This is a genomic window from Amycolatopsis sp. NPDC051371 (assembly GCF_040682155.1).
GTDB lineage: Bacteria > Actinomycetota > Actinomycetes > Mycobacteriales > Pseudonocardiaceae > Amycolatopsis.
Map to the genome: position 1 here is coordinate 53,659 of NZ_JBFBAG010000005.1, position 25,497 is coordinate 79,155.

The 25,497-nt window shown below is 70.9% G+C and carries 20 protein-coding genes; 16 read left to right on the forward strand and 4 right to left on the reverse strand.

The genetic code is table 11. The features are described 5' to 3' along the window. Positions 1 to 221 precede the first annotated feature (221 nt). From AB0M59_RS08600 to AB0M59_RS08615, 4 genes are all read left to right on the forward strand, one after another. A complete protein-coding gene (locus AB0M59_RS08600) occupies positions 222 to 2,033 on the forward strand; it encodes an ABC transporter family substrate-binding protein (protein WP_364610878.1) in 1,812 nt (603 codons plus the stop codon). 186 nt (positions 2,034 to 2,219) lie between these two features. Further along, positions 2,220 to 3,236, forward strand: coding sequence for an ABC transporter permease (locus AB0M59_RS08605; protein ID WP_364610881.1), 1,017 nt, complete (start codon positions 2,220 to 2,222; stop codon positions 3,234 to 3,236). Between the two features lies 1 nt (position 3,237). Then, positions 3,238 to 4,158 (forward strand): ABC transporter permease, encoded by a 921-nt coding sequence (locus AB0M59_RS08610; RefSeq protein ID WP_364611451.1) that lies wholly within the window; start codon positions 3,238 to 3,240, stop codon positions 4,156 to 4,158. 80 nt (positions 4,159 to 4,238) lie between these two features. Further along, a complete protein-coding gene (locus tag AB0M59_RS08615) occupies positions 4,239 to 5,255 on the forward strand; it encodes an ABC transporter permease (RefSeq protein ID WP_364610884.1) in 1,017 nt (338 codons plus the stop codon). 92 nt (positions 5,256 to 5,347) lie between these two features. Here the strand turns inward: AB0M59_RS08615 and AB0M59_RS08620 are convergent, their stop codons facing one another. After that, positions 5,348 to 7,129 carry an ABC transporter ATP-binding protein gene (locus tag AB0M59_RS08620; RefSeq protein ID WP_364610887.1) on the reverse strand — a complete coding sequence of 594 codons (1,782 nt, stop codon included), beginning with the start codon at positions 7,127 to 7,129 and terminating at the stop codon, positions 5,348 to 5,350. Between the two features lie 113 nt (positions 7,130 to 7,242). Here AB0M59_RS08620 and mshB point away from each other — a divergent pair, with 113 nt between their 5' ends. Genes mshB through AB0M59_RS08635 form a run of 3 tightly spaced genes read left to right on the forward strand, consistent with a single transcriptional unit; the run spans position 7,243 to position 9,258 of the window. Further along, positions 7,243 to 8,085 carry an N-acetyl-1-D-myo-inositol-2-amino-2-deoxy-alpha-D-glucopyranoside deacetylase gene (gene mshB / locus AB0M59_RS08625; RefSeq protein ID WP_364610890.1) on the forward strand — a complete coding sequence of 281 codons (843 nt, stop codon included), beginning with the start codon at positions 7,243 to 7,245 and terminating at the stop codon, positions 8,083 to 8,085. Beyond that, positions 8,082 to 8,474 (forward strand): hypothetical protein, encoded by a 393-nt coding sequence (locus tag AB0M59_RS08630; protein ID WP_364610893.1) that lies wholly within the window; start codon positions 8,082 to 8,084, stop codon positions 8,472 to 8,474. The genes mshB and AB0M59_RS08630 overlap by 4 nt, the downstream gene beginning before the upstream one ends. Next, on the forward strand, positions 8,467 to 9,258 hold the full coding sequence (locus AB0M59_RS08635; protein ID WP_364610896.1) for a hypothetical protein: 792 nt from the start codon (positions 8,467 to 8,469) through the stop codon (positions 9,256 to 9,258). The genes AB0M59_RS08630 and AB0M59_RS08635 overlap by 8 nt, the downstream gene beginning before the upstream one ends. A 28-nt stretch (positions 9,259 to 9,286) precedes the next feature. On the opposite strand, the gene AB0M59_RS08640 is transcribed toward AB0M59_RS08635, so the two are convergent. Next, entirely contained in the window at positions 9,287 to 10,048 is a 762-nt protein-coding gene (locus AB0M59_RS08640) for a site-2 protease family protein (protein WP_364611454.1), read from the reverse strand. 261 nt (positions 10,049 to 10,309) lie between these two features. Here AB0M59_RS08640 and AB0M59_RS08645 point away from each other — a divergent pair, with 261 nt between their 5' ends. Beyond that, positions 10,310 to 10,597 (forward strand): WhiB family transcriptional regulator, encoded by a 288-nt coding sequence (locus AB0M59_RS08645; RefSeq protein WP_247063648.1) that lies wholly within the window; start codon positions 10,310 to 10,312, stop codon positions 10,595 to 10,597. A 134-nt stretch (positions 10,598 to 10,731) separates the two neighbouring features. Further along, positions 10,732 to 14,028: a glycosyltransferase family 2 protein gene (locus tag AB0M59_RS08650; protein WP_364610899.1), complete on the forward strand. Its 3,297-nt coding sequence runs from the start codon at positions 10,732 to 10,734 to the stop codon at positions 14,026 to 14,028. A 104-nt stretch (positions 14,029 to 14,132) separates the two neighbouring features. Here AB0M59_RS08650 and AB0M59_RS08655 read toward each other — a convergent pair whose 3' ends face one another. After that, on the reverse strand, positions 14,133 to 14,597 hold the full coding sequence (locus tag AB0M59_RS08655; RefSeq protein ID WP_364384953.1) for a metallopeptidase family protein: 465 nt from the start codon (positions 14,595 to 14,597) through the stop codon (positions 14,133 to 14,135). A gap of 79 nt (positions 14,598 to 14,676) precedes the next feature. Between AB0M59_RS08655 and AB0M59_RS08660 the strand changes: the two genes are divergently transcribed. From AB0M59_RS08660 to manA, 5 genes are all read left to right on the forward strand, one after another. After that, complete coding sequence (locus tag AB0M59_RS08660; RefSeq protein ID WP_026468546.1) at positions 14,677 to 15,030, forward strand: DUF3499 domain-containing protein; 354 nt, start codon at positions 14,677 to 14,679, stop codon at positions 15,028 to 15,030. A gap of 80 nt (positions 15,031 to 15,110) precedes the next feature. After that, a complete protein-coding gene (locus AB0M59_RS08665; RefSeq protein ID WP_364610902.1) occupies positions 15,111 to 16,466 on the forward strand; it encodes a phosphomannomutase/phosphoglucomutase in 1,356 nt (451 codons plus the stop codon). A gap of 85 nt (positions 16,467 to 16,551) precedes the next feature. After that, on the forward strand, positions 16,552 to 16,773 hold the full coding sequence (locus AB0M59_RS08670) for a Trm112 family protein (protein ID WP_364610904.1): 222 nt from the start codon (positions 16,552 to 16,554) through the stop codon (positions 16,771 to 16,773). Continuing rightward, positions 16,757 to 17,851, forward strand: a complete 1,095-nt coding sequence (locus AB0M59_RS08675) for a hypothetical protein (protein ID WP_364610906.1) — start codon at positions 16,757 to 16,759, stop codon at positions 17,849 to 17,851. The genes AB0M59_RS08670 and AB0M59_RS08675 overlap by 17 nt, the downstream gene beginning before the upstream one ends. A gap of 54 nt (positions 17,852 to 17,905) precedes the next feature. Beyond that, the gene (gene manA / locus AB0M59_RS08680) at positions 17,906 to 19,135 is read left to right on the forward strand and encodes a mannose-6-phosphate isomerase, class I (RefSeq protein ID WP_364611457.1); all 1,230 of its coding nucleotides are present in this window, start codon (positions 17,906 to 17,908) and stop codon (positions 19,133 to 19,135) included. Positions 19,136 to 19,737: 602 nt separating this feature from the next. On the opposite strand, the gene AB0M59_RS08685 is transcribed toward manA, so the two are convergent. Next, positions 19,738 to 22,647 (reverse strand): BTAD domain-containing putative transcriptional regulator, encoded by a 2,910-nt coding sequence (locus tag AB0M59_RS08685; protein WP_364610908.1) that lies wholly within the window; start codon positions 22,645 to 22,647, stop codon positions 19,738 to 19,740. Positions 22,648 to 22,871: 224 nt separating this feature from the next. On the opposite strand from AB0M59_RS08685, the gene AB0M59_RS08690 reads away from it, so the two are divergent. Then, positions 22,872 to 23,789, forward strand: a complete 918-nt coding sequence (locus AB0M59_RS08690; protein WP_364610910.1) for a cation diffusion facilitator family transporter — start codon at positions 22,872 to 22,874, stop codon at positions 23,787 to 23,789. Between the two features lie 85 nt (positions 23,790 to 23,874). After that, the gene (locus AB0M59_RS08695) at positions 23,875 to 25,404 is read left to right on the forward strand and encodes an amino acid permease (protein WP_364610912.1); all 1,530 of its coding nucleotides are present in this window, start codon (positions 23,875 to 23,877) and stop codon (positions 25,402 to 25,404) included. The last annotated feature ends 93 nt before the right edge of the window (positions 25,405 to 25,497 follow it).

The following is a 25,497-nucleotide window of genomic DNA, read 5'->3' on the forward strand; positions in this document are numbered from 1 at the left end:
GAATCCGTGAGGTAACCGTCGTATTTCTGGATGTCCACTGGAAGTCACCCTTTGGTCACGATCGACCCTGAACTGGTGACTGTCGGTACTTTTCCTTTCTAGCGTGCACCCGCAGTGCGCCAGTTGAGTGTCGCTTGGCGTGTCGTAGGCTCCGGCACCAAACCGGAGCGGTGTGGGTCCTTGTCACAATTCAAGGACTCAGTGCTAGGAGGGCACACTTCATGAGGAGAACCAAAGCAGTCTCCGCCTTGTCGCTCGTCGCAGGCGCCTCGCTGCTGCTGAGCGCCTGCAGCGGTGGCGACTCGGGCTCGGGCAGCACCGACCAGAACGGCTCGTCGACCGACGTCAAGTCGATGGCGGTCGGCAAGGCCGAGCAGGGTGACACGTTCAAGCTCGCGGACGTCCAGGGCTGGGACGGCACGGTCACGGTCGGGATCGACGACGGGTACTCCGGGTACAACAACAACACCCCGGACACCAACAGCTCGTACAACACCTACATCTTGACCGCTGTGCTCGAAGACGCGTTCGTCCTCGACGGCAACAACAAGATCCTGCTCAACAAGGACATCCTCGACTCGGTCGACGTGACCTCCAAGGACCCGCAGGTCGTCACGTACAAGATCAAGCCGAACCTGAAGTGGTCGGACGACGCCCCCTTCGACTGCAAGGACTTCTACCTGGCCTGGCTCGCCCAGAGCGGGCAGGCGAAGGGCTCGGAGGGCAAGAACCCGTTCGACTCGGCCTCGACCACCGGCTACGACAAGATCAAGACGGCGACCTGCAAGGACAACCTGACCCTCGAGACGGACTTCAGCGAGCCGTACCTCGACTACAAGGGCCTGTTCAGCGGGGTCCAGATCCTGCCGGCGCACATCCTCGAGCAGAAGACCGGCATCGCGGACATCACCAAGCTCGCGCCGACCGGTGACCCGGCCCAGCTCTCCAAGGCCGGCGACTTCTGGACGAACAAGTGGAAGGGCTTCGACAAGTCGATCATGCCGGCCTCGGGCCCGTACATGATCGACTCGTTCGACGCGAACCAGAAGTCCGTCACGCTGGTGAAGAACCCGAAGTGGGCGGGCGGCAAGGGCGGCCCGGCCAAGCTCGTGGTCCGCGCCATGGAAGACACCAAGGCCATGGCGACCGCGTTGCAGAACGGTGAGATCGACGTCGCGGCGTCGACCCAGCCGGACGCCACCGCGGCGACCACGATGAAGGGCCTCGCGGCGCAGGGCGTGACCTACGGGTCGGCCTCGCAGCTGACCTACGAGCACCTGGACCTGCAGTTCAACCGCATGTTCAAGGACGACGCGCTCCGCAAGGCGTTCTTCGAGGTGGTGGACCGCAAGGCGATCACCGACAAGCTGCTCAAGGAAGTCCAGGCCGACGCGGCTCCGCTGAACTCGATCGTGTTCTTCCAGGGTGAAGAGGGCTACACCGACCTCTACGGCAGCAAGGCCGGACTGGGTGCCGAGGCCGCGGCCAAGACCCTGACCGAGGCCGGCTGGGCCAAGGGTGCCGACGGCATCTTCGCCAAGGGCGGCCAGCGGGCTTCGTTCAAGATCACGCACAACCAGAACGCCCGCCGCAGCCAGACCGTCGAGATCATCATCTCGCAGGCCAAGGCGGCCGGTATCGAGGTCAAGGACGAGACCGACGCCAACTTCCTCAAGGGTGGCCGCGTCTCGACCGGTGACTACGACATCGCGCTGTTCGGCTGGTCTTCGCCGCCGTTCAAGTCGCAGTCGCGCTCGATCTACGTCTGCCCGAACGCCGGTGGTGACCAGAACTACCAGAACCTCTGCGACCCGAAGATCGACGAGGCGTTCAAGACCGCGGTGGGCGCGACCGACGAGCAGGTCAAGCTGCAGAGCTACCAGGCCGCCGACAAGGCCATCGCGGACAAGTACGCGACGCTCCCGCTGTTCCAGACGCCGAGCATGTGGGCGTTCAAGGGCATCGACCGCGCGTACATGCAGTCCTACAACGGTGTCCTGTGGAACGTCGGCGAGTGGGAGCAGAAGAAGTAGGGCTCGTCCCGCCTCTTCGTTTCCCTCGTTCCAGATGACCTGGGAAGTACCGGGGTCCGGCCACGAGCCGGGCCCCGGTACCCACCGGAAGTAGCTGTTGACCGTAGGGTTACCCCCATTACGGTAGACAACCGGGCAGCGGTCCAGCGCACTTCTGACGACCAGGCCCGGATGAGGAGCAGTTCGTTGAACCTGGTGATCTACATCCTTCGCCGTCTGGCGATATCGATTCCCGTCCTCCTGGTCGGGACCTTTCTGTCGTTCGTGATGGTCGCCGCCACCGGTGACCCGCTCGGCGAGCTTCGGCACAACCCGAACATCAGCAAGGCAGCCCTGGACTCCCTCTCCCACAAGCTGGGCCTGGACCAGGGCATCGTGCCGCGGTACTTCAGCTGGCTCGGGGACTTCCTGTCGGGTGACTGGGGCACGTCCATCGCGCAGGGCAACGCGCTCCAGCCGGTCGCGCCCAAGGTGATGGCGGCCTTCGGCGTCACGTTCAAGCTGGTCGTCGGAGCCGAGATCCTCGCGCTGATCATCGGCATCATCGTCGGCGTGCTCGCCGCGGTGAAGCAGTACTCGATCGTCGACTACCTCGCCACCACGCTCGCCTTCCTGCTGTTCTCGATGCCCATCTTCTGCATCGCGATCGTCCTGAAGAACTACGCGATCGAGATCAACGGGTGGGTGCGCGACCTCGGCCTCCAGGACGTGCTCGGCAATCCATGGCTACGCACGACGAGCCCGGAGCAGCTGAAAACCGACGGCGTCGGGGACTTCATAACGAGCACGATCGGCGCCTACCTGCTCCCGACGCTGTCCATCATGGCGATCAGCTTCGCCGCGTACAGCCGGTTCCAGCGGGCCTCGATGCTCGAGGTGATGAACTCGGACTACGTGCGCACCGCGCGGGCCAAGGGCCTCGGAGGTGGCCGGGTCATCTTCCGGCACGCGTTCCGCAACGCCCTGATCCCCGTGACGACGCTGTTCTCGGTGAACTTCGGGTCGGTGCTCGCCGGCGCGATCATCACCGAAACGGTGTTCAACTGGCACGGTATGGGCACATTGCTGGTGGAAGCCGTCAACAAGAACGACACTCAGGTGATGATGGGCTGGCTCGTGGTCATCGCCACCAGCGTGATCGTCGCCAACCTGATCGCCGACCTGGTGTACGGCATCCTGGACCCGAGGATTCGCGTTGGCTGACTTGAACTCCCTTCTCGCGAGCGAAACCGCGACCAAGGACGGCACCCTCCCGCCGGAAGCCCTGCCCGAACCCCGGAGCCAGGGCAAGCTGGTGCTCCGGAAGTTCCTGCACCACAAGCTGGCCATGGCCTCGACCGCGGTGCTGGTGCTGATCATCCTGCTCAGCATCCTGCTGCCGCTGTTCTGGAAGCACAGCTACGAGGACAGCTCCTTCCCGTCCTTCGCGAAGCCCAACGGGGACTTCCCCCTCGGCACCACGCAGGTCGGCAAGGACATGGTGTCGCAGATCCTGCGCGGCACCCAGTTCTCGCTCCTGATCGCGCTGACTGTGTCGATCCTGTCGACGGTCGTCGGCGTCGTGCTCGGCGCACTGGCGGGCTACCTGCGCCGGTTCACCGACTCGGCGGTCTCGCGGGTGACGGACCTGTTCCTGATCATCCCGCAGATCGCCGCGGCGGCCATCCTGGCGAAGGTGTTCGGGAGCGGCTCCTGGTACATCGTCGCGCTGGTGCTGGCGTCGTTCGGCTGGATGCAGATCGCCCGGATCACCCGCGCCGAAGCGATGTCGCTGTCCCAGCGCGAGTTCGTCGACGCGGCTCGCGCTTCGGGTGCCGGCACGTTCCGGATCATCTTCAAGCACCTGGTGCCGAACATGGTCGGCAGCATCACGGTCAACGCGACCCTCGCGGTCGCCCAGGCGGTGCTGGCGGAAGCCGCGCTGTCGTTCATCGGCCTCGGTGTCCAGCTGCCGGACACCTCGCTCGGCCGCGTCATCCTGGAGAACTACGCCCAGCTGCAGACGCGGCCGGCGCTGTTCTTCGGGCCGTTCATCGTGCTCGTGCTGATTTCACTGACGATCAACTTCATCGGTGACGGTCTTCGCGACGCCTTCGACCCGCGCCAGCGGAGAATGAAGGCCTGAACGCGTGACGCGGGGGTGACCGGTTCCGGTCGCCCCCGCGTCCGTTTTCGCGCGAGGATCGCCGGACCTGGGGGTTTCGGATGAATCTCGTGCTCTACGTGCTCCGCAGGCTGGCCATCTCCGTCCCGGTCCTGCTGATCGGCACGTTCCTCTGCTTCGTCATGGTCGCCAACACGGGCGACCCGCTCGGCGAGCTGCGCAACAAGCCAGGGGTCAACCTCCAGGCGATCGCCGCCACCGAGCACAAGCTGGGCCTGGACCAGGGCGTCGTCGCGCGGTACTTCACCTGGCTCGGCCACTTCCTCAGCGGCGACTGGGGTATCTCCATCGCGCAGGGCAACGCGCTGCAGCCGGTGGCGCCGAAGGTGCTGGCGGCGTTCCGCGTGACGCTCGAGCTGGTGCTGGCGGCGTCGGTGCTGGCGCTGGTCTTCGGCGTCCTGGTCGGGGTCCTCGCCGCCGTCAAGCAGTACTCGCTCTGGGACTACCTCGCGACGACGCTGGCGTTCCTGATGTTCTCGATGCCGATCTTCTGCATCGCCATCGTCCTCAAGGGCTACGCGATCCAGCTCAACGGCTGGGTGCGGCAGCTGGGCCTGGCCGATATCCTCGGCAACCCGTGGCTGCGCACGACGAGCCCGGAGAGCCTCTCGGCGACCGGAGTCGGCGACGCGCTCGCGAAGTACGTCGGCGCGTTCCTGCTGCCGACACTGTCCATCATGGCCATCACGTTCGCCGCGTACAGCCGGTTCCAGCGCGCGTCGATGCTGGAGGTCCTGGGCGCCGACTACGTCCGCACAGCGCGCGCCAAGGGCGTCTCGAACAGCCGCGTGATCTGGCGGCACGCGTTCCGCAACGCGCTGATCCCGGTGATGACGCTGTTCTCGGTCAACTTCGGCGCCACAGTGACGGGCGCGATCATCACGGAGACGGTCTTCAACTGGCACGGCATGGGCACGCTGCTGGTGGAGGCGGTCAACAAGAACGACCCCCAGGTCCTGATGGGCTGGCTGGTGGTGATCGCGGCGAGCGTCGTGGTGGCGAACCTGGTGGCCGACCTGATGTACGGCATCCTCGACCCCCGCATCCGCGTGGGCTAGCAGCGCCCCAATGTGGCCTTGGGTGCGTCTGACGCAACCAAGGCGGCCTTCGGTGCGTTGGACGCACCCAAGGCCACATTGGGGCGCTCGGGTCAGTCGGCGACGGGGGCCAGCCTGCCGGCCTCCCAGGCCGCGCGGCGCTCCGCCTGCAGCACCGGGTCCGCGACCGGCGCCGCCGACAGGAGACGGCGCGTGTAGTCCTGCTGCGGCGAGTGCAGCACCTGGTCGCGGGTGCCGACCTCGACGAGCTTGCCGTGCTGCATCACCGCGACGCGGTCGGCGAGCAGGTCGACCACCGCCAGGTCGTGGCTGATGAACAGGCACGCGAACTGCAGCGACTGCTGCAGGTCGAGGAACAGGTCCAGCACGCGGGCCTGCACCGACACGTCCAGCGCCGACGTCGGCTCGTCCGCGATGAGCAGCGCCGGGTCGAGCGACAGGGCCCGGGCGATGGCCACGCGCTGGCGCTGGCCGCCGGAGAGCTCGTGCGGGTAGCGGTTCATGTAGTGCCCGCCCAGCTCGACCTTGTCGAGCAGCGAACGCACGCGGGCGGACAGCTCCTTGCCGGCCAGCACCTTGTGCAGCACCATCGGCTCGGCGATCGACTCGCCGATCGTCATCTTCGGGTCCAGAGTGGACGCCGGGTCCTGGAACACGATCGAGAAGTACCGGCGAAGCGGACGAAGTTCCTTCGCGGACATCTTCGTGATGTCCTTGCCCGCGATCGCGATGGTGCCCTGGGTGGCCGAAAGCAGGCCGACGGCGCAGCGGCCGACGGTCGTCTTGCCGGAGCCGGACTCGCCCACCAGGCCGACGATCTCGCCCTTGGCGATGGTCAGCGAGACGTCGTCGACCGCGCGGTTCTTGTTCTGCCCGCGGCGGCCGGGGTACTCGAGCACGAGGTTCTTGATCTCGAGGGCCGGCGCGGCCTCCTCGATCACGGCCTCCAGCTCGGCGTCGGCCAGCCGGATCTCCTCGGCGATCTTGGCCGCCTCGGTGCTGTCGGAGGAGATCCCGGCGTCGTCGAGCAGGCGGCGCCCCTCCGGGCGCTGGCCGAGCACCGGCACCGCGGCCAGCAGCCGCCGGGTGTAGTCCTCCTTCGGCGACGCGAACAGCTCGCGCGACGGGGCCTCTTCGACGATCTCGCCCTGGTACATCACGATGACGCGGTCGGCCATGTCGGCGACCACGCCCATGTCGTGGGTGATCAGCACGATCGCCGTGTCGAGGGTGTCGCGCAGCTTGCGCAGCAGGCCGAGGATCTCCGCCTGCACGGTCACGTCGAGCGCGGTGGTCGGCTCGTCGGCGATGATGACCTTCGGGTCGCACGAGATCGCCATGGCGATGACGACGCGCTGGCGCAGACCGCCCGAGAGCTGGTGCGGGTACTGCTTGAACCGCAGTTCCGGGTTCGGGATGCCGACCATGTCGAGCAGCTCGATCGCGCGCTTGTCCGCGGCGGCCTTGGAGATGTCCAGGTGCGAGCGCAGGGCCTCGCGCAGCTGCCAGCCGACCGTGTAGACCGGGTTCAGCGCCGTCATCGGCTCCTGGAAGATCATCGCGACCTGGTTGCCGCGGATCTTCTGCATGTCCTTCTCTTTGAGATCCGCCAGGTTGCGCTCGCCGAGGCGCAGCTCGCCGGCGATCCGGCTGGTCTTGGGCAGCAGGCCCAGCACCGACATCGACGTGACGGACTTGCCGGACCCGGACTCCCCGACCACGGCGACGATTTCGCCGGGCTGCACGTCGAACCCGATGCCCTTGACGGCGTCCACGACGCCGTCCTCGGTCTGGAACGACACGCTGAGGTCGGAGATCGACAGAACGGATCCGGACACGCCGGCGACGTCCGCCGATGTTGCTTCAGTGCTCACCAAGATGCCCTTCGTGGGGGTACAGACGATCGCGACGCGGCGGTCGCGACTCGCGCGAGGATAACCGAGGGTGTCCCCGACGAAGGTCGGAGCACGGGAATTACGCTCAACCCGTGATCTCCCCGGTACCGCGCAGACTGCTGCTCGTCCACGCCCATCCCGACGACGAGAGCATCACCACCGGCGCCACGATCGCACGATACGCCGCCGAAGGTGCCGAAGTGACCGTGGTGACCTGCACGCTCGGCGAAGAGGGCGAGATCATGGCCGGCCTGCCCGAGCTGGCGGGGCTGGGCGCTTGGGCGGCCGACCAGCTGGGCGGCTACCGCGTCGCCGAGCTGAGGGCCGCGTGCGCCGCGCTGGGGGTGTCACGACATCGTTATCTGGGCGGGATCGGCCGGTGGCGCGATTCGGGCATGGCGGGCACGCCGTCGGCCGCGCACCCGCGGGCGTTCACCGGGGGGAGCGCCGAGGAGCAGGCCGCGCAGCTCGCCGAGATCCTCGACGAGGTGCGGCCCCAGGTCGTCGTCACCTACGACGCCTTCGGCGGCTACGGCCACCCCGACCACATCCGCGCCCACGAGATCACGATGGCGGCGGCGCCGCGTGCGGAGTCGGTGGCGCGGGTGTTCCACACCGTCACGTCGAGTGAGGCGATGCGCACCGGGCTGGCCGCGCTGCGGGCCGCCGGCCCCGAGTTCGCCGTGCCGCCCGACGACGAGCTGCCGGCGACGCCGGAGGAGGAGATCACGACGACGCTCGACGTCGCCGCGTACGTCCCGGCGAAGCTGGCCGCCCTGCGCGCGCACGCGACGCAGCTGGCCGTGGCCGGCGGCGACGTCCCGTACTTCGCGCTGACGAACGAGCTCGCCCAGCCGATCCCGGCGCACGACTCCTTCGTCCTGGCCCACGGCCCGGCCGAGGGTGCGGCGGACGACCTGTTCGGCGGGCTGTGACCGTGCCGGAGCCGTTGACCTGGGAACAGCGGCTGTTCCTGCTGCTGCTCGCCGTCGACACGGTGCTGCTGGCCGTGCTGGAGCTGTTCTTCCTGCCGCTGCGGGTCGGCGTCGTGCCGCTGCCGCTGACGGTCGTCGTGGGCGCTGTCACCACGCCGTGGCTGGTGTCGACGACGGCGAAGCTGGTGCGGCCCGGGCTTTCGTGGGTACCCCTGGCGGTGTGGGTGGTCGTCGTGTTCGGGTTCGGCCTGCTGGGCCCGGGCGGCGACCTGGTGCTGATCCAGGACTGGCGCGCGCTGGTGCTGCTCGGCGCGAGCGCGCTGCCGGGCGCGCTGGTGCTCGGCAGCGGGCTGGGCCGTGCGGCGGGAAGGAGCCGGGGACGTGGCTGAGGCGATTTCCGACAAGCAGGTCGTGGCGGTGCTGCGGCCGTTCGTGCGAGCGTGCGGGCCGATGCTCGACGCGCTGCGCGAGTCCGACCCGTTCGGCCTGCAGGAGCGGGCCAAGCGGACGGACACCGACGACCTGGCCGAGGTCGAGTCCGGGCTCAAGGCGAAGCTGATCCACGGCGTGACGTCGGTGAAGGTGCCCGGCACCGCCGCGTGGGCGCGGATGACGGGTTACGACCGGTCGAGCTGGTGGATGAACCGCGTCGGCCGGTTCACGGCGCTGCTGACGTCGATCCCGGGCCTGGGCGGCGCGCTGGCCGACCGGCTGCCGGTGCAGGACACGCTGGGGGCGGCGTCACAGGGGCTGCTGCTGTGCGCGATCGCCGGCGAATACGGCGTGACGGACGTCGGCACGCGGGTGCGGCTCATCGCGTCGGTGCTGTTCGAGCGCGAGATCGACGCCGACCTCGCGGCGGGCAAGCACCCTGAGCACGACGAAGCGGCGGAGGCGGACGAAGCGGCGAAGCTGACCGAAGAGCTGACGGCGTCGGAGAAGAAGCACGGCAAGGCGACGGTGAAGGCGGCGGCCGGCACGCTGTGGCGCCTCGGGCGCGGGCTGCTCGGGATCACGGGGGAGCTGGAGAAGCGGCCGCGGGGCAATTTCCTGCACCGGGCGATCGGGATGCTCCCGGTGGTCGGCGCGGCGGGCGACTACTTCGGGGAGCGGTCGGGGCTGAAGGAAGTCTGGAAACGGGCGCACGTCTGGCTGACCGAGCACCGCGCGTGATCTTCCCGCGCGGCGCCCGGCCCCGACCTCAGTTCCAGAACTGGAACACGCTGAACCCGATCTGGGCACCGTCCACATAGCCGCCGAAGGCGCCGAAGATCGAGTACGAGGCCTCCCACAAGGCGGTGTTCGCCGGGCGGAAGAACCACAGGATCGCGAACAGGATGATCGGCGCCCACGGGCGCACCTTGGCTCCGATCTCCCGCGCCCGCGGCGGCAGGTACGGCTCGATCGCGCCCCAGCCGTCGAGGCCCGGGATCGGGAGGATGTTCAGGAGGAAGGTCACGATCTGCAGCAGCGCCAGGTAGGACATCGCGATCACCAGGCCGCCGGCCATCGGGACCAGCGAGACCACCAGGGCCAGCGCCGCGCCGACCGCGAGGTTGCTCAGCGGGCCGGCCAGCGACACCCATGACGACGTCCCGCGCGACCGCAGTGCGCCGCGGTTGATCCACACCGCGCCGCCCGGGAGCGGGATGCCGCCGATGATCAGGAAGATCAGCGGCAGGATGATCGACAGGACCGGATCGGTGTACTTCCGGACGTCGAGGGTCAGGTAACCCTTGTGGGCGACGCTGTAGTCGCCGCCGCGGTAGGCGACCATCGCGTGGCCGAACTCGTGCAGCGACAGCGACGCCACCCAGCCGGCGGCGACGAAGATCACGACGCCGGCGATGAGCAGCGGGTCGCGGTCGCGGACGAAAACGGTGTTGATGTCACCGAACGCGGCCATCGCGCCACCGGCGACGGTGAGCGCGAGGATGCCGAGGAAGACCGGGCTGGGGCGCACTGCTGACTTCTGCACGTCTCCAGTCTTCCGTATGCCCGGTGTGAAGTTACCGGCGTGTCCCCTTGCGCGATCGGGCCCGAACGTCCCCCGAACTCGCTACTCCGCTTGACCTGACCGCACTACACGGGTGTAATCACAGTGATGTCATTCGTTGTCGAGGGGACAGCGAGTGTCGTTTCACCACCGCCAGCCTGGGGAGTGCTAGGGAGCGAGGAGGCGGACGTGCGGTTGGAAGCCGATGGTAAGGAATGGGGGCACGTCATGAGTTGGGGCGAGATCCCGGAGCAGGCTCTGGGAGATCTCACCGAGCTCATCGATGCCACCGAGGAAGAGCAGGATTGGCAGGAACGCGCCCTGTGCGCGCAGACGGACCCGGAGGCGTTCTTCCCCGAGAAGGGCGGCTCCACCCGTGAAGCCAAGCGGATCTGCCTGGGCTGCGAGGTCAAGGACGAGTGCCTTGAGTACGCGCTGGCCAAGGACGAACGCTTCGGCATCTGGGGCGGTCTGTCCGAGCGGGAGCGCCGGAAGCTGAAGAAACGGGCTGTCTAGAGGGGGACTCACCGGTGATGCGTCGCGTCACCGGTGATTCCACGAGGTGAACACTCGGCGTGGGTTCACCATCGGGTGACGGACCGGGGCCGTAGGGTGGCCGCACCGATCCGCCGCCTGATCTGGAGCAGTCGTTGCCCCGCACCGCCACGCCGCCCGTCCTGCGCACCGCGCCCGTTCTGGCCATTGTGGTCTGTCACAACGGCGAGAACTGGCTGCCGCTGGCGCTTTCTTCGTTGCGCCGCAGCACTGTCCGGCCCCGGCACGTGCTCGCCGTGGACACCGGTTCCACCGACGCGACCCCGCGGCTGCTCGCCGAGGCGGCCGCCGATCCCGGCCCGGATTCCGCGCCCGTCCTCTCCGGCGTCATCACACTGCCGGGTGACACCGGGTTCGCCGCCGCGGTCGCCGGCGCCGTCGAGCACGCCACCGAACGCTGGGGCGATCCCGGTTCGTGGCTGTGGCTGCTGCACGACGACTGCGCGCCCGAACCCGACTGCCTCGACGAACTGCTGCGCGTCGCCACCAAAACACCGTCGGCGACCGTGCTCGGCTCGCTGGGCCTCGACTGGACCGACCCGCGGCTGATCGTCGAAGCCGGCCTGTCCACCGACGCGTCCGGGCACCGCCAGCAGGTCGCCGCGCTCGGCGAAGAGCCGGCCGAGGTGCTCGCCGTGCCCAGCGCCGGCTCGCTCGTGCGCCGCGACGCCTGGGACGAGCTCGGCGGCTTCGACCCCGGTTTCCCGTTGCTGCGCGAGGATCTCGACTTCGGCTGGCGCGCGAACGCCGCCGGCGGGCTCGTCCTGTCCGTGCCGACCGCGCGGGTGCGCCACGCGCGCGCCGTCACCACCGGCCAGCGCACGGCGGACGCCGTCGCCGTCCCGCTCGCGGCCGCGAACCGCGCTCACGGGCTGCGCGTGTTCCTCGTGAACTGCTCGCCGTTTTCCTTCTGGCTGGGGATGATCCGGCTCCCGCTGCTGTCCCTACTGCGCGCGCTGGCGTTCGTCCTGCTGCGCCGCACCGGGGAAGCGCGGGCCGAGTTCGCCGCCGCGACGTACCTCCTCAGTGGACACGGCGGATTGCGCGCCGCACGCGCCCGCCGGCGGCGGAATCCGCGGCCTGGCACGGTTCGCGGGCTCTTCACCGGACGCGTGACGCGCTTGCGCAACGCCGTGCGCGCCGGCGTCGTCGGGCTGGTCCGCCGCGGCGTCGAGGAAGACGTCGCGCTCGGCCGCGTGCCCGAGACCGTCGAAACCGAGTCGGCGTGGGTGACGCCCGAAGCGCTCGACGCGCGCGCGATGCACTCCCAAGCGGGCCGTCCGGTCGGGCCGGACGCGCTGCCCGCCGGCGCCCTGCGCGGGCTCAGCTCGCGTGGTTCCGGGCTGCGGCGGCCGGGCACGCTCGTCGCCGTCACGCTGCCGGAAACCGCGGCGCCCGAAGCTGTTCCCGCCACCGAAGACACTGAAGACACCGAAGTCGCCGTCGAAGAGCCGGAGATCGTCTTCGTCGAGGTGAACCGGCGCCGCGTGCTGGCGGCGACGATCTTCGCGCCGCCGGTGGTGCTGCTCGTCGTGATGACCGCGCTGGGACTGGTCGTCAACCGCGCCCGGCTTGGCCTCGACCTCTTCGGCGGCAAGCTCCTGCCGGTCGGCGGGCTCGGCGAACTCTGGTCGTCGTACCTGACGCCGTGGCACGCGATCGCCGGCGGCACGGGCGCGCCCGCGTCGGCGACGCTGCCGGTGCTCGGCACGCTCGGCGCCGTGTTCGCGCCGATCGGCGGCCCGGCCGCACTGGTGGCGATCCTGCTCCTCGGCGACATTCCCCTGGCCGCGCTGAGCGCGTACGCGGCGACGCGACGGCTGCGCGTGCGCCGCTGGGTTCGCGCGGTCATCGCCGCGACCTACGCGCTGCTGCCCGCCGCGACCGCCGGGGTCGCGCAGGGCCGGCTCGACGTCGTCGTGGTGCACCTCGTGCTGCCGCTCGTGGCCGCGGGCATCGCCGGGCTGCTGATCCGGGCGGACACGCGGTGGCTGCACGTGTCGGCGCTCTCGGCGTTCGGGGTGGCGCTGCTCGGCGCGTTCTCCCCGCTGGCGCACGGGCTCGCGCTCGCCGGGCTGCTGATCGGGTTCGTGGTGCTGCCCGCGCCGACCGGGCTGGCGCGGCGGATCGCGTCGGTCGGCATCGTCGTGCTGCTGCCGCTGGCGTTGCTGCTGCCGTGGCCGACGGTGTTGCTGCGGCACCCGGAGCTGCTGGTGCAGGGACTCGGCGGGGCGGCTTCGGCGGTGTCCGGCACCGACCTGGCCGGGCTCGACCCGGGCGGCCCGGGTGCATGGCCGATCGGCGTCGCGGTGATCGCGGCGGCCCTGATCGCGATCGTCGTCCGCCCGACGAAGCTCGCGGCGGGCGGGCTCGCGCTGGCCGCGCTGGGAGCCGGCGGCCTGGTCCTCGTGCGGCTCGTGACGGCGCCGCCGATGCAGGGTGGCTCACCGGCTCACGGCCACGCCGGCGTGCCGCTGCTGATCGTCGGCGCCGGACTGCTGTGGGTCGTGCTCGGCTCGTGGCAGCGCGGCGGTTCGGCCGGGGTGCCCGCGACGTGGCTGCCGAAGGTGTTCGCGGTCGCCGGGGTCGGGGTGTTCCTCGCGCTGGCGGCGGGCGCCGTGGTCGTCGGCGGTCAGGGGCCGCTGCGCGCCGGCGAGCGGCCTTCGCTCGCTCCGGAGGTCTCGGCCGAGGTGTCCGCGTCCGGCCGGTCGGTGCTCGACCTCGCCCCGGACGCGACCCGCCAGATCAGCGGCCGCCTGCCCCACTACGGCGACGACGAGCTGGCCCCGACGCCCGGCACCCCGGCCCGGCTGGCTTCTTGGCGCCGAGACCTCGGCCAAGGCGACGCGGCGGCGGTCCAGCGCGCGTTCGCCGCCGCGGCCGCCGCGGGGGTGCAGTTCGTGGTGCTGCCGGGGGGCGTCGACCCGCAGGCGTACGTGCCGCTGGCGAAGGACCTGGTCTCGGTGGCCGCGCCGACGTCCGACGGCCGCGGCGTGCTTCGGCTGCTCCCGCCGGCCGGACAGGTGATCTTGATCTCGCCCGAACAGGCGAAAGCGGCGGTGACGGGCGGCGGCGCGCCTCGGAACGCGCCGGGCGTGGCGCCGGTCCAGGCGGGGCTGCCGGACGTGCGCGTCCGGGTGTCCGACGGGCCGACCGGACGGCTGCTGGTGCTCGCGGCGGAGCAGGAAGCGGGCTGGAAGGCGTCGGTGGGCGGGAAGAGCGTGCCGATCGTGCCGGCCTGGGGTCACCAGGTGGCGGTGTCGGTGCCGCCGTCGACGTCCGAGGTGACGGTGGAGTTCCCGGGGACGGAACGGAACCTGCTGCTGCTGGCCCAGCTGGCGGCGGTGCTGTTCACGCTGCTGACGGCGGTCCCGGCCCGCCGCCGCCCCTGAGTTCCCAGCGCCCCAATGTGGCCTTGGTTGCGTTCAACGCACCGAAGGCCGCCTTGGGTGCGTTGAACGCACCGAAGGCCACATTGGGGCGCTCGGGACCGGGGCTACTCGCCTTCGATGACGTCCGGTTCCACGCCGAGGTACCCGGCCACCTGCTCGACCAGCACGTCGTGCACCAGGTCGGCCAGCTCGGACGGGTCCTTCGCGCGCGCCTCCAACGGCCGCCGGTACAGCACGATCCGCGCCCGCGTCGGCAGCCCGGTCCGGTCCACCCCCGCCGGTACCAGCCGCGACAACGGCACCGCGCCGTCGTGCAGCACGCCGTCCGACGGCGCCCGGCCGTTCTCGCGAACCTCGGGTACGTCGTCCACTGCCACGTCGAGCTTCGTCAGCTCGTGACGCCACCGGGCCTCGATCGGCTCCAGCGCGTCGAGCACCAGCGCGTCGAACCTCTCCGCACGGCTCGCGGCGGCGGGCAGGGTCGCCGGGTACAGCGTCCCGCGCAGGCCCCGGCCGTGCCGGTCCCGTCGCGAGCGCCGCCGCTGTCGGTAATCACGAGCCGTCGCCACCCCGGAAGTCTATGCGGTCGGCACGTCCCAGCGCGTGTCGCTCCTACTAGCTTGCGGCGACGCGCTATCGTTTCGGATCGTGCGGAGCGTACGGAAGTGTTCGCGTACCGGCTGTCTCGAGCCGGCTGTGGCCACGCTGACGTATGCCTACAGCGACTCCACCGCCGTCGTCGGCCCCCTGGCCACCGCTTCCGAGCCGCATTCGTACGACCTCTGCGAAGCCCACGCGCTGCGGCTGACCGTCCCCAAGGGCTGGGAAGTCGTCCGGCACGAAGGCGCCTTCGCCGCGCCGGACCCGTCGGCCGACGAGCTGACGGCGCTGGCCGAGGCCGTGCGCGAGGCCGGCCGCCCCGGCAAACCGGCCCCCGCGCCCGAGCCCGAGGGCCCCTCCGGGCGCCGCGGGCACCTGCGCGTCCTCCCCGGTCGCGCCTGAACGCGTAACCCACCACCACCGCCGGTAGGCTTTCCGCGCGGCGCAGCGGGCGCCGGGACGACTATTCGCGGGGAGACGGCGTGCCAGACCTTTCGGGCATCGTGAAGGCCTACGACATTCGCGGCGTGGTCGGCGAGCAGCTCGACGCGGCGCTCGTCCGCGACTTCGGCGCCGCGTTCGCCCTGCTCATCAAACCGGAAGCGCCGGCGGTGGTGATCGGGCACGACATGCGCGACTCGTCGCCGGGCCTGGCCGCGGCCTTCGCCGAGGGCGTCACCTCGCAGGGGCTCGACGTCGTGAGCATCGGGCTGGCCAGCACCGACCAGCTCTACTTCGCCTCGGGTTCGCTGAACCTGCCGGGCGCGATGTTCACCGCGAGCCACAACCCGGCCAAGTACAACGGCATCAAGATGTGCCGCGCCGGCGCCTCCCCGGTCGGCCAGGACACCGGGCTCGCCGAGATCCGCGACACCGTCGAGCAGGGCGTGCCCGGGTTCGAAGGCCAGCGGGGCACCACGAGCGAGCGGGACGTGCTCGCCGACTACGCGGCCTACCTGCGCAACCTCGTCGACCTGTCCGGCAACCGGCCGCTGAAGGTCGTCGTCGACGCCGGCAACGGCATGGGCGGGCACACCGTCCCGACCGTCTTCGACGGGCTCCCGATCGACGTCGTCCCGATGTACTTCGAGCTCGACGGCAGCTTCCCGAACCACGAGGCCAACCCGCTGGACCCGGCGAACATCGTCGACCTGCAGGCGAAGGTGCGCGAGGTCGGCGCGGACGCGGGCGTGGCCTTCGACGGCGACGCCGACCGCTGCTTCATCGTCGACGAGCGCGGCGAGCCGGTTTCGCCGAGCGCGATCACCGCGCTGGTCGCCGTCCGCGAGCTGGCGAAGGACCCGGGCGGCACGGTCATCCACAACCTGATCACGTCCAAGGGCGTGCCGGAGATCGTCGCCGAGCACGGCGGCAAGCCGGTCCGCACCCGCGTCGGGCACTCGTTCATCAAGGCCGAGATGGCCCGCACCGGCGCCATCTTCGGCGGCGAGCACTCGGCGCACTACTACTTCCGCGACTTCTGGCGCGCCGACACCGGCATGCTGGCGGCCCTGCACGTCCTCGCCGCCCTCGGCGAGCAGGACGGCCCGCTGTCCGACCTGACCAGCGCGTACTCGCGCTACGCGGCCTCCGGTGAGATCAACTCCACCGTGGACGACCAGGTCGCGAAGATGATGGCCGTCAAGGACGCCTTCGGCGTCCGCTCCGGCGTCGAGCTCGACGAGCTCGACGGACTGACCGTCCAGCTGCCGGGCGGTGCCTGGTTCAACCTGCGCCCCTCGAACACCGAACCGCTGCTCCGGCTGAACGTCGAGGCCGCGAACGCCGAGGCCGTGCAGGGGCTGGTGGACGAAGTACTCGCGATCATCCGCAGCTGACCCGTCCCGTGGAGGGCGGCTTCCGGGCCCAACTGTGTCCGGAAGGTGCCCTTCACCACACCTCATCGCGTGGTATGGAGGAACCATGGCCCTCACGCTCGACGCCCAGCTCCTCGAGATCCTGGCGTGCCCGTCGCCCGATCACGCCCCGCTGCGTCCCGGTGCGCCGGACGACCCCGAGGCCGACGCACTGACGTGCACCGAATGCGGCCGGGTGTACCCGGTCCGTGACGGGATCCCGGTGCTGCTCCTCGACGAGGCCACCCTGCCGGGCGACGCCGGAAAATCCGATGCCGACAGTGCTTGACGACTCGCTGCTCGACGACGCCGCGCGTTTGGCCGAGGCCGACAGCGCGGGGCTGCTGCGAGCTGCCGCGATGGCCGGCGCCCAGGTGCGGGCGGCCGCCGAGCTCGCGGCCGAGATGGGGCTGGCCGACCGACTCGACGTGGGGCGCCCGCGCGCCCTCGTGCTGATCGACCGGCCGGGCGTGAGCCGGACGCTCACCCGGCTGCTCGCGGCGCTGCTGACGCCGTCGTGCCCGGTGCCGGTCGTCGTCGCCGAGGTGGTGCCGAGCTGGATCGGCGCGCTCGACGTCGTCTTCGCGCACACCGACGACCCCGGCGACCGCGAGCTCGCCGCGTCGCTGGAGCGCGCCGCGCGCTTCGGCGCCTCGGTCGTGCTCTCCGCGCCGGCCGAAGGTCCGGTCGCGGCCGCCGTGGCGGGCAAGGGCTTGCTGCTGGCGCCGCGCATCCCGGTGCCGCCGGAGCTGGCGTTCCCGCGCGGCCTGGCCGCGGGGCTGCTCACCGCGAACGCGCTGGGCCTGCTGGTCTCCGACGTCCAGGAGCTGGCCGACCAGCTCGACCTGGAAGCCGAGAAGGACTACCTGGCCCGGGAGTCGTTCGCGAACCCGGCCAAGGCGCTCGCGCTGCGCGTCGCGGACCGCGTGCCCCTGCTGTGGGGTCTGGACCCGGTCGCGGTCGCCGTCGGCGAACACGCTGCGCACGCGTTTGCTGCCCACGCTGCTACCGTCTGTGACGTCGAGGACTATCGTCAGGCTCTGGCGCGTCCCGCATTGCGGCGGGCCGCACTTTCGAGTGGCGCGGAACGTGACATCTTCGCCGATCCGGACGATCCATCAGGTGACATCCCGACTCGGGTGCTGCTCCTCTCGGTGCGAACCGGTCCGGCCACGGACGCGGCGCGCTTCCAGGCCGAGGATCTGCTGCCCGGGGCGGAGGTCATCGCCCCGGCCGAGGAGATCGAGGCCGACGAAATCGTGCGGGCCGCGGTGCTGGCGCTGCGGTTCGAACTGGCGGCGGTCTATCTCGGGCTGGCGGCGGGCAGCATCGGCGGCGCGGGCCGCTTCGCGCCCGCGACGGCGTGAGACCCGCCGAGCACCGGCCCCGGCCGGCGCCGAAGGAGTGGAGTTGAGGTGACAGTGGAGCTGCTGCGCAACGCGGTGCGGCCCTACGCCTGGGGATCGCGGACGGCGATCCCCGAGCTGCTGGGCCGTCCGATACCCGCGCCGCACCCCGAGGCCGAGCTGTGGATGGGTGCCCACCCGGGCGACCCGTCGCACGTCATCGGCCCCGACGGGACCGAGCGGAGCCTGCTCGAGCTGGTCGACGCCGACCCGGTGCGGCAGCTCGGCGAGCGGTGCGCGAAGCGGTGGGGCGGGCGGCTGCCGTTCCTGCTGAAGATCCTCGCCGCGGAGGAGCCACTGTCGATGCAGGCGCACCCGTCGGCGGCACAGGCCGCGGAGGGGCACGCCCGCGAGGAGAAGCTGGGCATCCCGCGGGACGCGTCGAACCGCAACTACCCGGACCCGACGGCGAAGCCGGAGCTCGTCTGCGCGCTGACGGAATTCCACGCGCTCGCCGGGTTCCGCGAGCCGGATCGCACGGTGAAGCTGCTGAAGGCGATCGAGACGCCCGGGCTGGCGAAGTACACCGGGCTGCTGGAGGCCCAGCCGGACCCGTTCGGCCTGCGGGCGCTGTTCACGACGTGGATCACGCTGCCGCAGTCGTCGCTGGACTCGCTGCTGCCCGAGGTACTCGACTCGTGCGTCGTGCACGTCCAGGAGCACGGTGAGTTCGCGGCCGAGTGCCGGACGATCCTGGAGCTCGGCGAGGCGCACCCGCGCGACGCGGGCGTGCTGGCGGCGTTGCTGCTGAACCGGCTGACGCTGCGCGCGGGCGAGGCGATCTACCTGCCCGCCGGCAACCTGCACCTGTACCTGCACGGCACGGCCGTGGAGATCCTGGCGAACTCGGACAACATCCTGCGGTGCGGCCTGACGCCGAAGCACGTGGACGTCCCGGAGCTGCTGCGCGTGGTCGACTTCGCGTGCGGCGAGATGCCGGTCCAGTGCGGCGACAGCGGCGACCGTCTGTCGGTGTACCGCACGGACGCGCCCGAGTTCGAGCTGTCGCGCGTCGAGTGGGCGGCGGGCCAGGACGACGAAATCTCGGTTGACAGCGTGGGCCCGCAGATCCTGCTGTGCACGGCAGGCGACCTGCTCGTGACGGCCGACGACGGCGAGAAGGTCGAGCTGCGCCGTGGCCAGTCGGTGTGGCTGCCGGCGGCGGACCCGCCGGTGCGCGTGCGCCCGCTGGACGGTGCGCGGGCCCAGCTGTTCCGCGCGACCGCGGGAAACTGCGAGGACTGACGGAGTTTGTTCGAAGGCCACCACCGGAGTTCCGGTGGTGGCCTTCGTCGTTCTGCGCTTGGTGGTTCTGTGTGCGTTCCGTGTGGCGGCATCGGCAACCATCGACACCAAGGGGGGGACCCTGGTGCGCCGACGCGCGCAGCCGGTCCGCTGGGGGTGGCGCCGGTCGGCAACGCCCGGCGCCCATGGGCTGGGGGTGGTGCCGCGAGGGGGCGGCACCACCCCGCGTTCTTGCCGGGTGCGCCGGGGCGGGGGTTGGTTCGGTGCCCGGTTGGGGAGGGCTGAGCCGGCGGCGCGGTGCGAGAGAGCTGCCTTCGGTGGTGTTTGGGGGCGGGTCTCGTGTGTTTGGGGGCGGGTCTCGCGTGTCTGGAGGGGTATCCCGCGCGTGGATCTCGCGTGACTGGGCGCGGGACTCGTGTGATTGAGGGCGGGTCTCGCGTGTCTGGGCGCGGGACTTGCGTGATTGGGCGCGGGACTTGCGTGATTGAGGGCGGACCTCGCGTGTCTGGAGGGGCATCACGCGTGATTGGCGGGGTATCTCGCGTGATTCGAGGGGCATCACGCGAGATCGGCGGACGACACGGTCGGGCGGAGTGGCGGGGTCAGGCGCGGTCCGCCAGTGCGAGCAACGCCCGTCGCAGGGCCGCTGCGCTCGCGTCGCGCGGATCGGCCAGAACCGCCGCTTCGGCGGCCGCTTCCGAAACCTCGTCCGGGGAACCCACCGCCTCGTACGCCCGCCGCAGAACCAGCCACGTCAAGCCGGTCGCGGACCTGCCGCCCATCTCGCGGAACTCGTCCAAGCACGCCCGGAGCACCGGAATCGCCTGCGCCGCGCGGCCTTCGCCGATCCAGCTTGCCGCCAAAGCGCGAGTGCAGGACAACTCCCGGGGCCGCTCGTCCAGGTCTCTGGCCAGGTCGCGGGCCTCCTCGAACGCCGCCGTCGCGCGGTCACGCGAGCCCGTCGCCGCCGAGATCGCGCCCAGCGTGCGCAACGACTTCGCCAAGGCCGAGCGGGCCATCGTCCCTCGCAGCAGCTCCACCGACTCCGCGATCGCCGCCACCGCCTCCGCGCCGTCGCCCGTCAGCAGGGACGACCACGCGAACCCGTGCAACGCCGTGCCGATCCGGCGCGGGTCACCCGTGGCCCGCGCCGATGCCAAGGCGACCCGGTCGACCTCGCGCGCGTCCGCCACCCGGCCCAGTCGCAACAGCGCCGCCGACTCCGCCTCCCGGACCAGCTGATCGTCCAGAGTGGACAGAGAGCGAGCGGTCTGCAGCGCCTCTTCGGCGCGGCCCAGCCCGATTAGGCAGTGCGCGAGATTCGCCGAAACCCACGCGTGCGTGTGGAGGTCGCCGTGGGCTTCGAGCTCCTTCGCGCATTCGCGGTACGCCGAGGCCGCCTCCTCGTACTGTCCGCGCGCGTGCTTCAACAGAGCCAGGTTCGCCTCGGCGATCGCCGCCGAAGGGCGGTCGTCCGTCGCCGCCAGGACCGTTTCGTACGCCGCCCTCATGTCGGCGTAGTGCCCGTGCAGGTACAAGTACACGCTCAGCTTGTCCAGCAACAGCAACGCTTCCCGCGCGTCGAGCGACCCGATGAGCCGCACGAGGTTCGCGCGCTCGGCCGCGAACCATTCCTCCGGACGTTCCAACAGCCGCTCGACCAAAGCACCCGGCAACGGCTGTGGGAACGGCTCGTGGGCCATCGCCGGCATCGGCACCGTGCGCGGCAGGCGGGCCGCGGCCGCGTCGGCCAGCGCGAGGGTCGCCGCCAGCACCGTCGACGCTCCGCTGCCCTGCTCAGGCGGCCCTTCCGCCGCGTACAGCCGGACGAGGTCGTGCATCCGGTAGCGGCCTTCGCCGGTGGCGTCCGGTCCGCGTGCCTCCAGCAGGCTCGCCTCGACGAGCTCTTCGACCGCCTCGTCGGCGTCGTCGCCGATGAGCGTCGTGACCGCCCACGCCGGCAGGTCGACGAGCCGGCACCGCCCGAGCAGCCGGAACGCGCGCCGCGCCGGCGGCCGGAGAGCTTCGTGGCTCAGCGCGATGCTGCTCCGGACGGCCAGGTCGCTCACAGTCAGCTCGTCGAGGCGGCGGACCTCGTCCTCCAGGCGGTCGGCCAGTTCGCCGAGCCGCAGGTGCGGGCGGATGGCGAGCCGGCTGCCCGCGATCCGCAGCGCCAGCGGCAGCCTCGCGCACGCCGCGACGATCCGGCCGGCGTCGGCGCGCTCCCGGGCCACGCGTGCGCCGGCGAGCCGGTTCAGCAGCTCGGTGGCTTCGTCGTCGGACAGCGGACCGAGGGACAGCCGGTGCGCGCCGGCCAGCCCGCTCAGGCGCTGCCGGCTCGTGACGAGCACCGCGCAGCCCGGGGTGCCCGGCAGCAGGGCGCGGACGTGTTCGGGGTCGCCGGCGTCGTCGAGGACCACCAGCACCCGCCGGTCGGTCAGCCGGCCGCGGAACACCGCGGCGCGGGCGCGGACGTCGTCCGGCACCGCCGGGCCGGGCACGCCGAGCGCGCGCAACAGGTCGGCCAGCACCTCGCCGACGTCACGCCCGCCCAGCGGCACGTACAGCTGACCGTCCGGGAACCGCGCCCGCAGCCGGTGCGCGGCGCGCACGGCCAAGGTGCTCTTGCCCGCGCCCGGTTCACCGCTGAGCACGGCGAGCGGGACGCCGGCGCCGCTGCCCAGCGCGGCCGTGAGCTCGGCGAGCTCGGCGTCGCGGCCGGTGAAGTCCGCGATGTCCGGCGGCAGCTGGCACACCGGCCAGACCGGCGGCGGCATGCGCGGGATCGGGTCTTCACCGCGCAGGACGGCCGCGTGCACGCGCCGCACCTCGGCGCCCGGTTCGACGCCGAGCTCCTCGATCAGCGTGGTCCGCAGCCGCCGGTAGATCTCCAGGGAGTCGCCCTGCCGCTCGGCCCGGTGCAGCGCGATCATCAGCTGCGCGGCCAGCCGTTCCCGTAGCGGGTGCTCGGTGATCATGGCCTGCAGCTCGCCGGTCAGCTCCCCGTGGCGGCCGGCGGTCAGTTCAGCGTCCACGCAGTCTTCGAACACGGCGAGGCGTTCGGACTCCAGCCGCGCGACGTCGGCGTCGAGCCGCGGGACGTGCAGCCCGGCCAGCACCGGCCCCCGCCACTGCGCGAGCGCCCGCCGGTAGTGCCCCGCCGCGGCGAGGGCGTCCCCGGCCCGCTGCCCGTCGGCGACGGCCGACCGGAAGACGAGCAGGTCGAGCTCGTCCGGCTCGACGCACAGCCGGTAGCCGAGCGGCCCGTGCTCGACGCGCAGGCCGTCGATCCGCTCGCGCAGCCGCGAGAGGTAGGTGTGCAGGTTCGAGGCGTAGGACTTCGGCGGCCGCTCCGGCCACAGCGCTTCGACCAGCACGTCGACGTGGACGTACTGGTCGGCGTTGAGCAGCAGCACGGCCAGCAGGGTGCGCTGCCGGTCGCCGCGCAACGCGACCCAGTGCCCCGGCGGGCTTTCGATCGCGAGCGGACCGAGGACGGCGAAGGACGCCATGTCACCTTTCCCCAGGCTGGTGAGCAGGGAGAGTCACGGTAGCGGAGGGGTACGACAGAAACCGGCGGTGCGGGGAGTCCGCCGCCGTCGCCCGGGCGGGACCACCGGCCGGCGGTCCCGCCGATCCACCCGGTCGGCGGCCGGTTAGCCCGGGCGGGACGGTCGCGGGCACGCCGTCCTATTAGGCTCCACCCGGACATTCAGGACCAACCAGGGGAGCGGTCGTGTCAGCTGGAGGCGGAACCAAGGCGATCATCGCCGCGCTCGGGGCGAACGCCGGGATCGCGGCCGCGAAGTTCGTCGGCTTCCTCGTCACCGGGTCGTCGTCGATGCTCGCGGAGTCCGTGCACTCGCTGGCCGACACCACGAACCAGGGCCTGCTGCTGCTCGGCCAGAAGACGTCGAAGCGCGCGGCCGACAAGGAGCACCCGTTCGGCTACGGCCGCGACCGGTACTTCTACTCCTTCATCGTCGCGCTGATGCTCTTCACCCTCGGGTCCGCGTTCGCGATCTACGAAGGCATCCACAAGATCGGCCACCCGGAGCCCCTGGAATCGCCGATCGTCGCCGTGATCATCCTCGTCGTCGCGGTCGGCCTGGAGGGCTACAGCTTCTACACCGCCATCGGCGAGTCCAAGAAGATCAAGGGCGACGCGAGCTGGTGGGGCTTCATCCGCCAGGCGAAGGAGCCCGAGCTCCCCGTCGTCCTCCTGGAGGACGCCGGCGCGCTGATCGGCCTGGTCCTGGCGCTGCTCGGCGTCGGGTTGTCCGTCATCACCGGCAATCCCGTCTGGGACGGGGTCGGCACCCTCGCGATCGGCGCGCTGCTCGGCGTCATCGCGATCATCCTCATCGTCGAGATGAAGAGCCTGCTCATCGGCGAAGGCGCGAACGAGCCGGTGCTCGCGACGATCGTCGACGAGCTCGCCGCGGGCAAGGTCGAGCGGGTCATCCACATCCGCACCCAGTACATGGGGCCGGACGAGCTGCTCGTCGCGGCGAAGCTGGCGATGGTCCCCGGCCTCGACACCGCCGAGCTGGCCTCGGCCATCGACGACGCCGAGGCCCGCGTCCGCGCCAAGGTGCCCGTGGCGAAGCTGATCTACCTCGAGCCGGATCTCGACCGCAGTCTCGCGAAGTAGGCCGATCGCTCGGCGAGCCGTCACGCGTCTGACCCGATAGGGTGACCTACCGCGATACACGCAGGCCAGCCGCAGGAGGTCAACGGTGCCCGGAACGGGATTGTGGCGCACTAAATCCATCGAGCAGTCCATTTCGGACACCGACGAGCCGGATACCAAGCTCCGGCGGAACCTGAGCGCGTGGGACCTCACGGTGTTCGGGGTCGCGGTCGTCATCGGTGCCGGCATCTTCACGCTCACCGCGCGGACGGCGGGTGACTACGCCGGCCCGTCGGTCTCGCTGGCGTTCGTCTTCGCCGCGATCGCGTGCGCGCTGGCGGCGCTGTGCTACGCCGAATTCGCCTCGACCGTGCCGGTCGCGGGCAGCGCGTACACGTTCTCCTACGCCACGTTCGGCGAGTTCATGGCGTGGATCATCGGCTGGGACCTGATCCTCGAGCTCGCCGTCGGCGCGGCCGCGGTGTCCAAGGGCTGGTCGGTCTACCTCGAAACCGTGCTGAGCTACCTGTTCGGCAAGGGCGCCAAGACGACGTTCGACATCGGGAGCGTGACCGTCGACTGGGGCGCGCTGGTCGTCGTCGCGATCCTGACGATCCTGCTGGCCGTCGGCACGAAGCTGTCTTCGCGGGTCTCGATGGTGATCACCGGCATCAAGGTCGCCGTGGTGCTGTTCGTGATCATCCTCGGCATCTTCTACATCAAGGGTTCCAACTACACGCCGTACATCCCGCCGGGCGAGACCGGCGGCGCGGGCCAGACCGGCGTCGACCAGTCGCTGTTCTCGCTGATCGCGGGCGGCGCGAGCAGCTCGTTCGGCGTCTTCGGCCTGCTGGCCGGCGCTTCGCTGGTGTTCTTCGCGTTCATCGGCTTCGACATCGTCGCGACTACCGCCGAGGAGACGAAGAACCCGCAGAAGGCCGTCCCGCGCGGGATCATGGGCTCGCTGGCGATCGTCACCGTGCTGTACGTCGCGGTCTCGCTGGTGGTCGTCGGCATGACGTCGTACAAGGACCTGGCCACCTCGGCGGGCGACGGCAGCCACAAGACGCTCGCCACGGCGTTCTCCGCGAACGGCGTCGACTGGGCGGCCAACATCATCTCCTTCGGCGCGCTGGCCGGCCTGACCACCGTCGTCATGGTGCTGATGCTGGGCCAGGTCCGGATCATCTACGCGATGTCGCGCGACGGCCTGATGCCGCGCGGGCTGGCGAAGACGGGCGAGCACGGCACGCCGAAGCGCGCGACGCTGATCGTCGGCGGCCTGGTCGCGCTCGCGGCCGGCTTCTTCCCGGCGGACAAGCTCGAAGAGATGGTCAACGTCGGCACGCTCTTCGCGTTCGTGCTGGTTTCGGCGGGCGTGTTGATCCTGCGCCGGACGCGCCCCGACCTGCCCCGCGCGTTCAAGGTGCCGCTGGTGCCGCTGATCCCGATCCTGGCGATCCTCGCCTGCCTGTGGCTGATGCTGAACCTGACGGTGCTGACCTGGCTGCGGTTCGTCGCCTGGATGATCATCGGCGTGGTGATCTACTTCGGCTACAGCCGGCGGCATTCGCTGCTCGGCAAGCGGCAGGCCGATGGTCTCGACGAGCAGCCCGTCAAGGCTCCGGAGGCCTAGTCTCACCCACCCGATCGTGAAGCCCCGTCGATCTGCGTTCGCGCAGGCCGACGGGGCTTTTTCGGGGGACTTCACATCGGACGATCTTGCGTT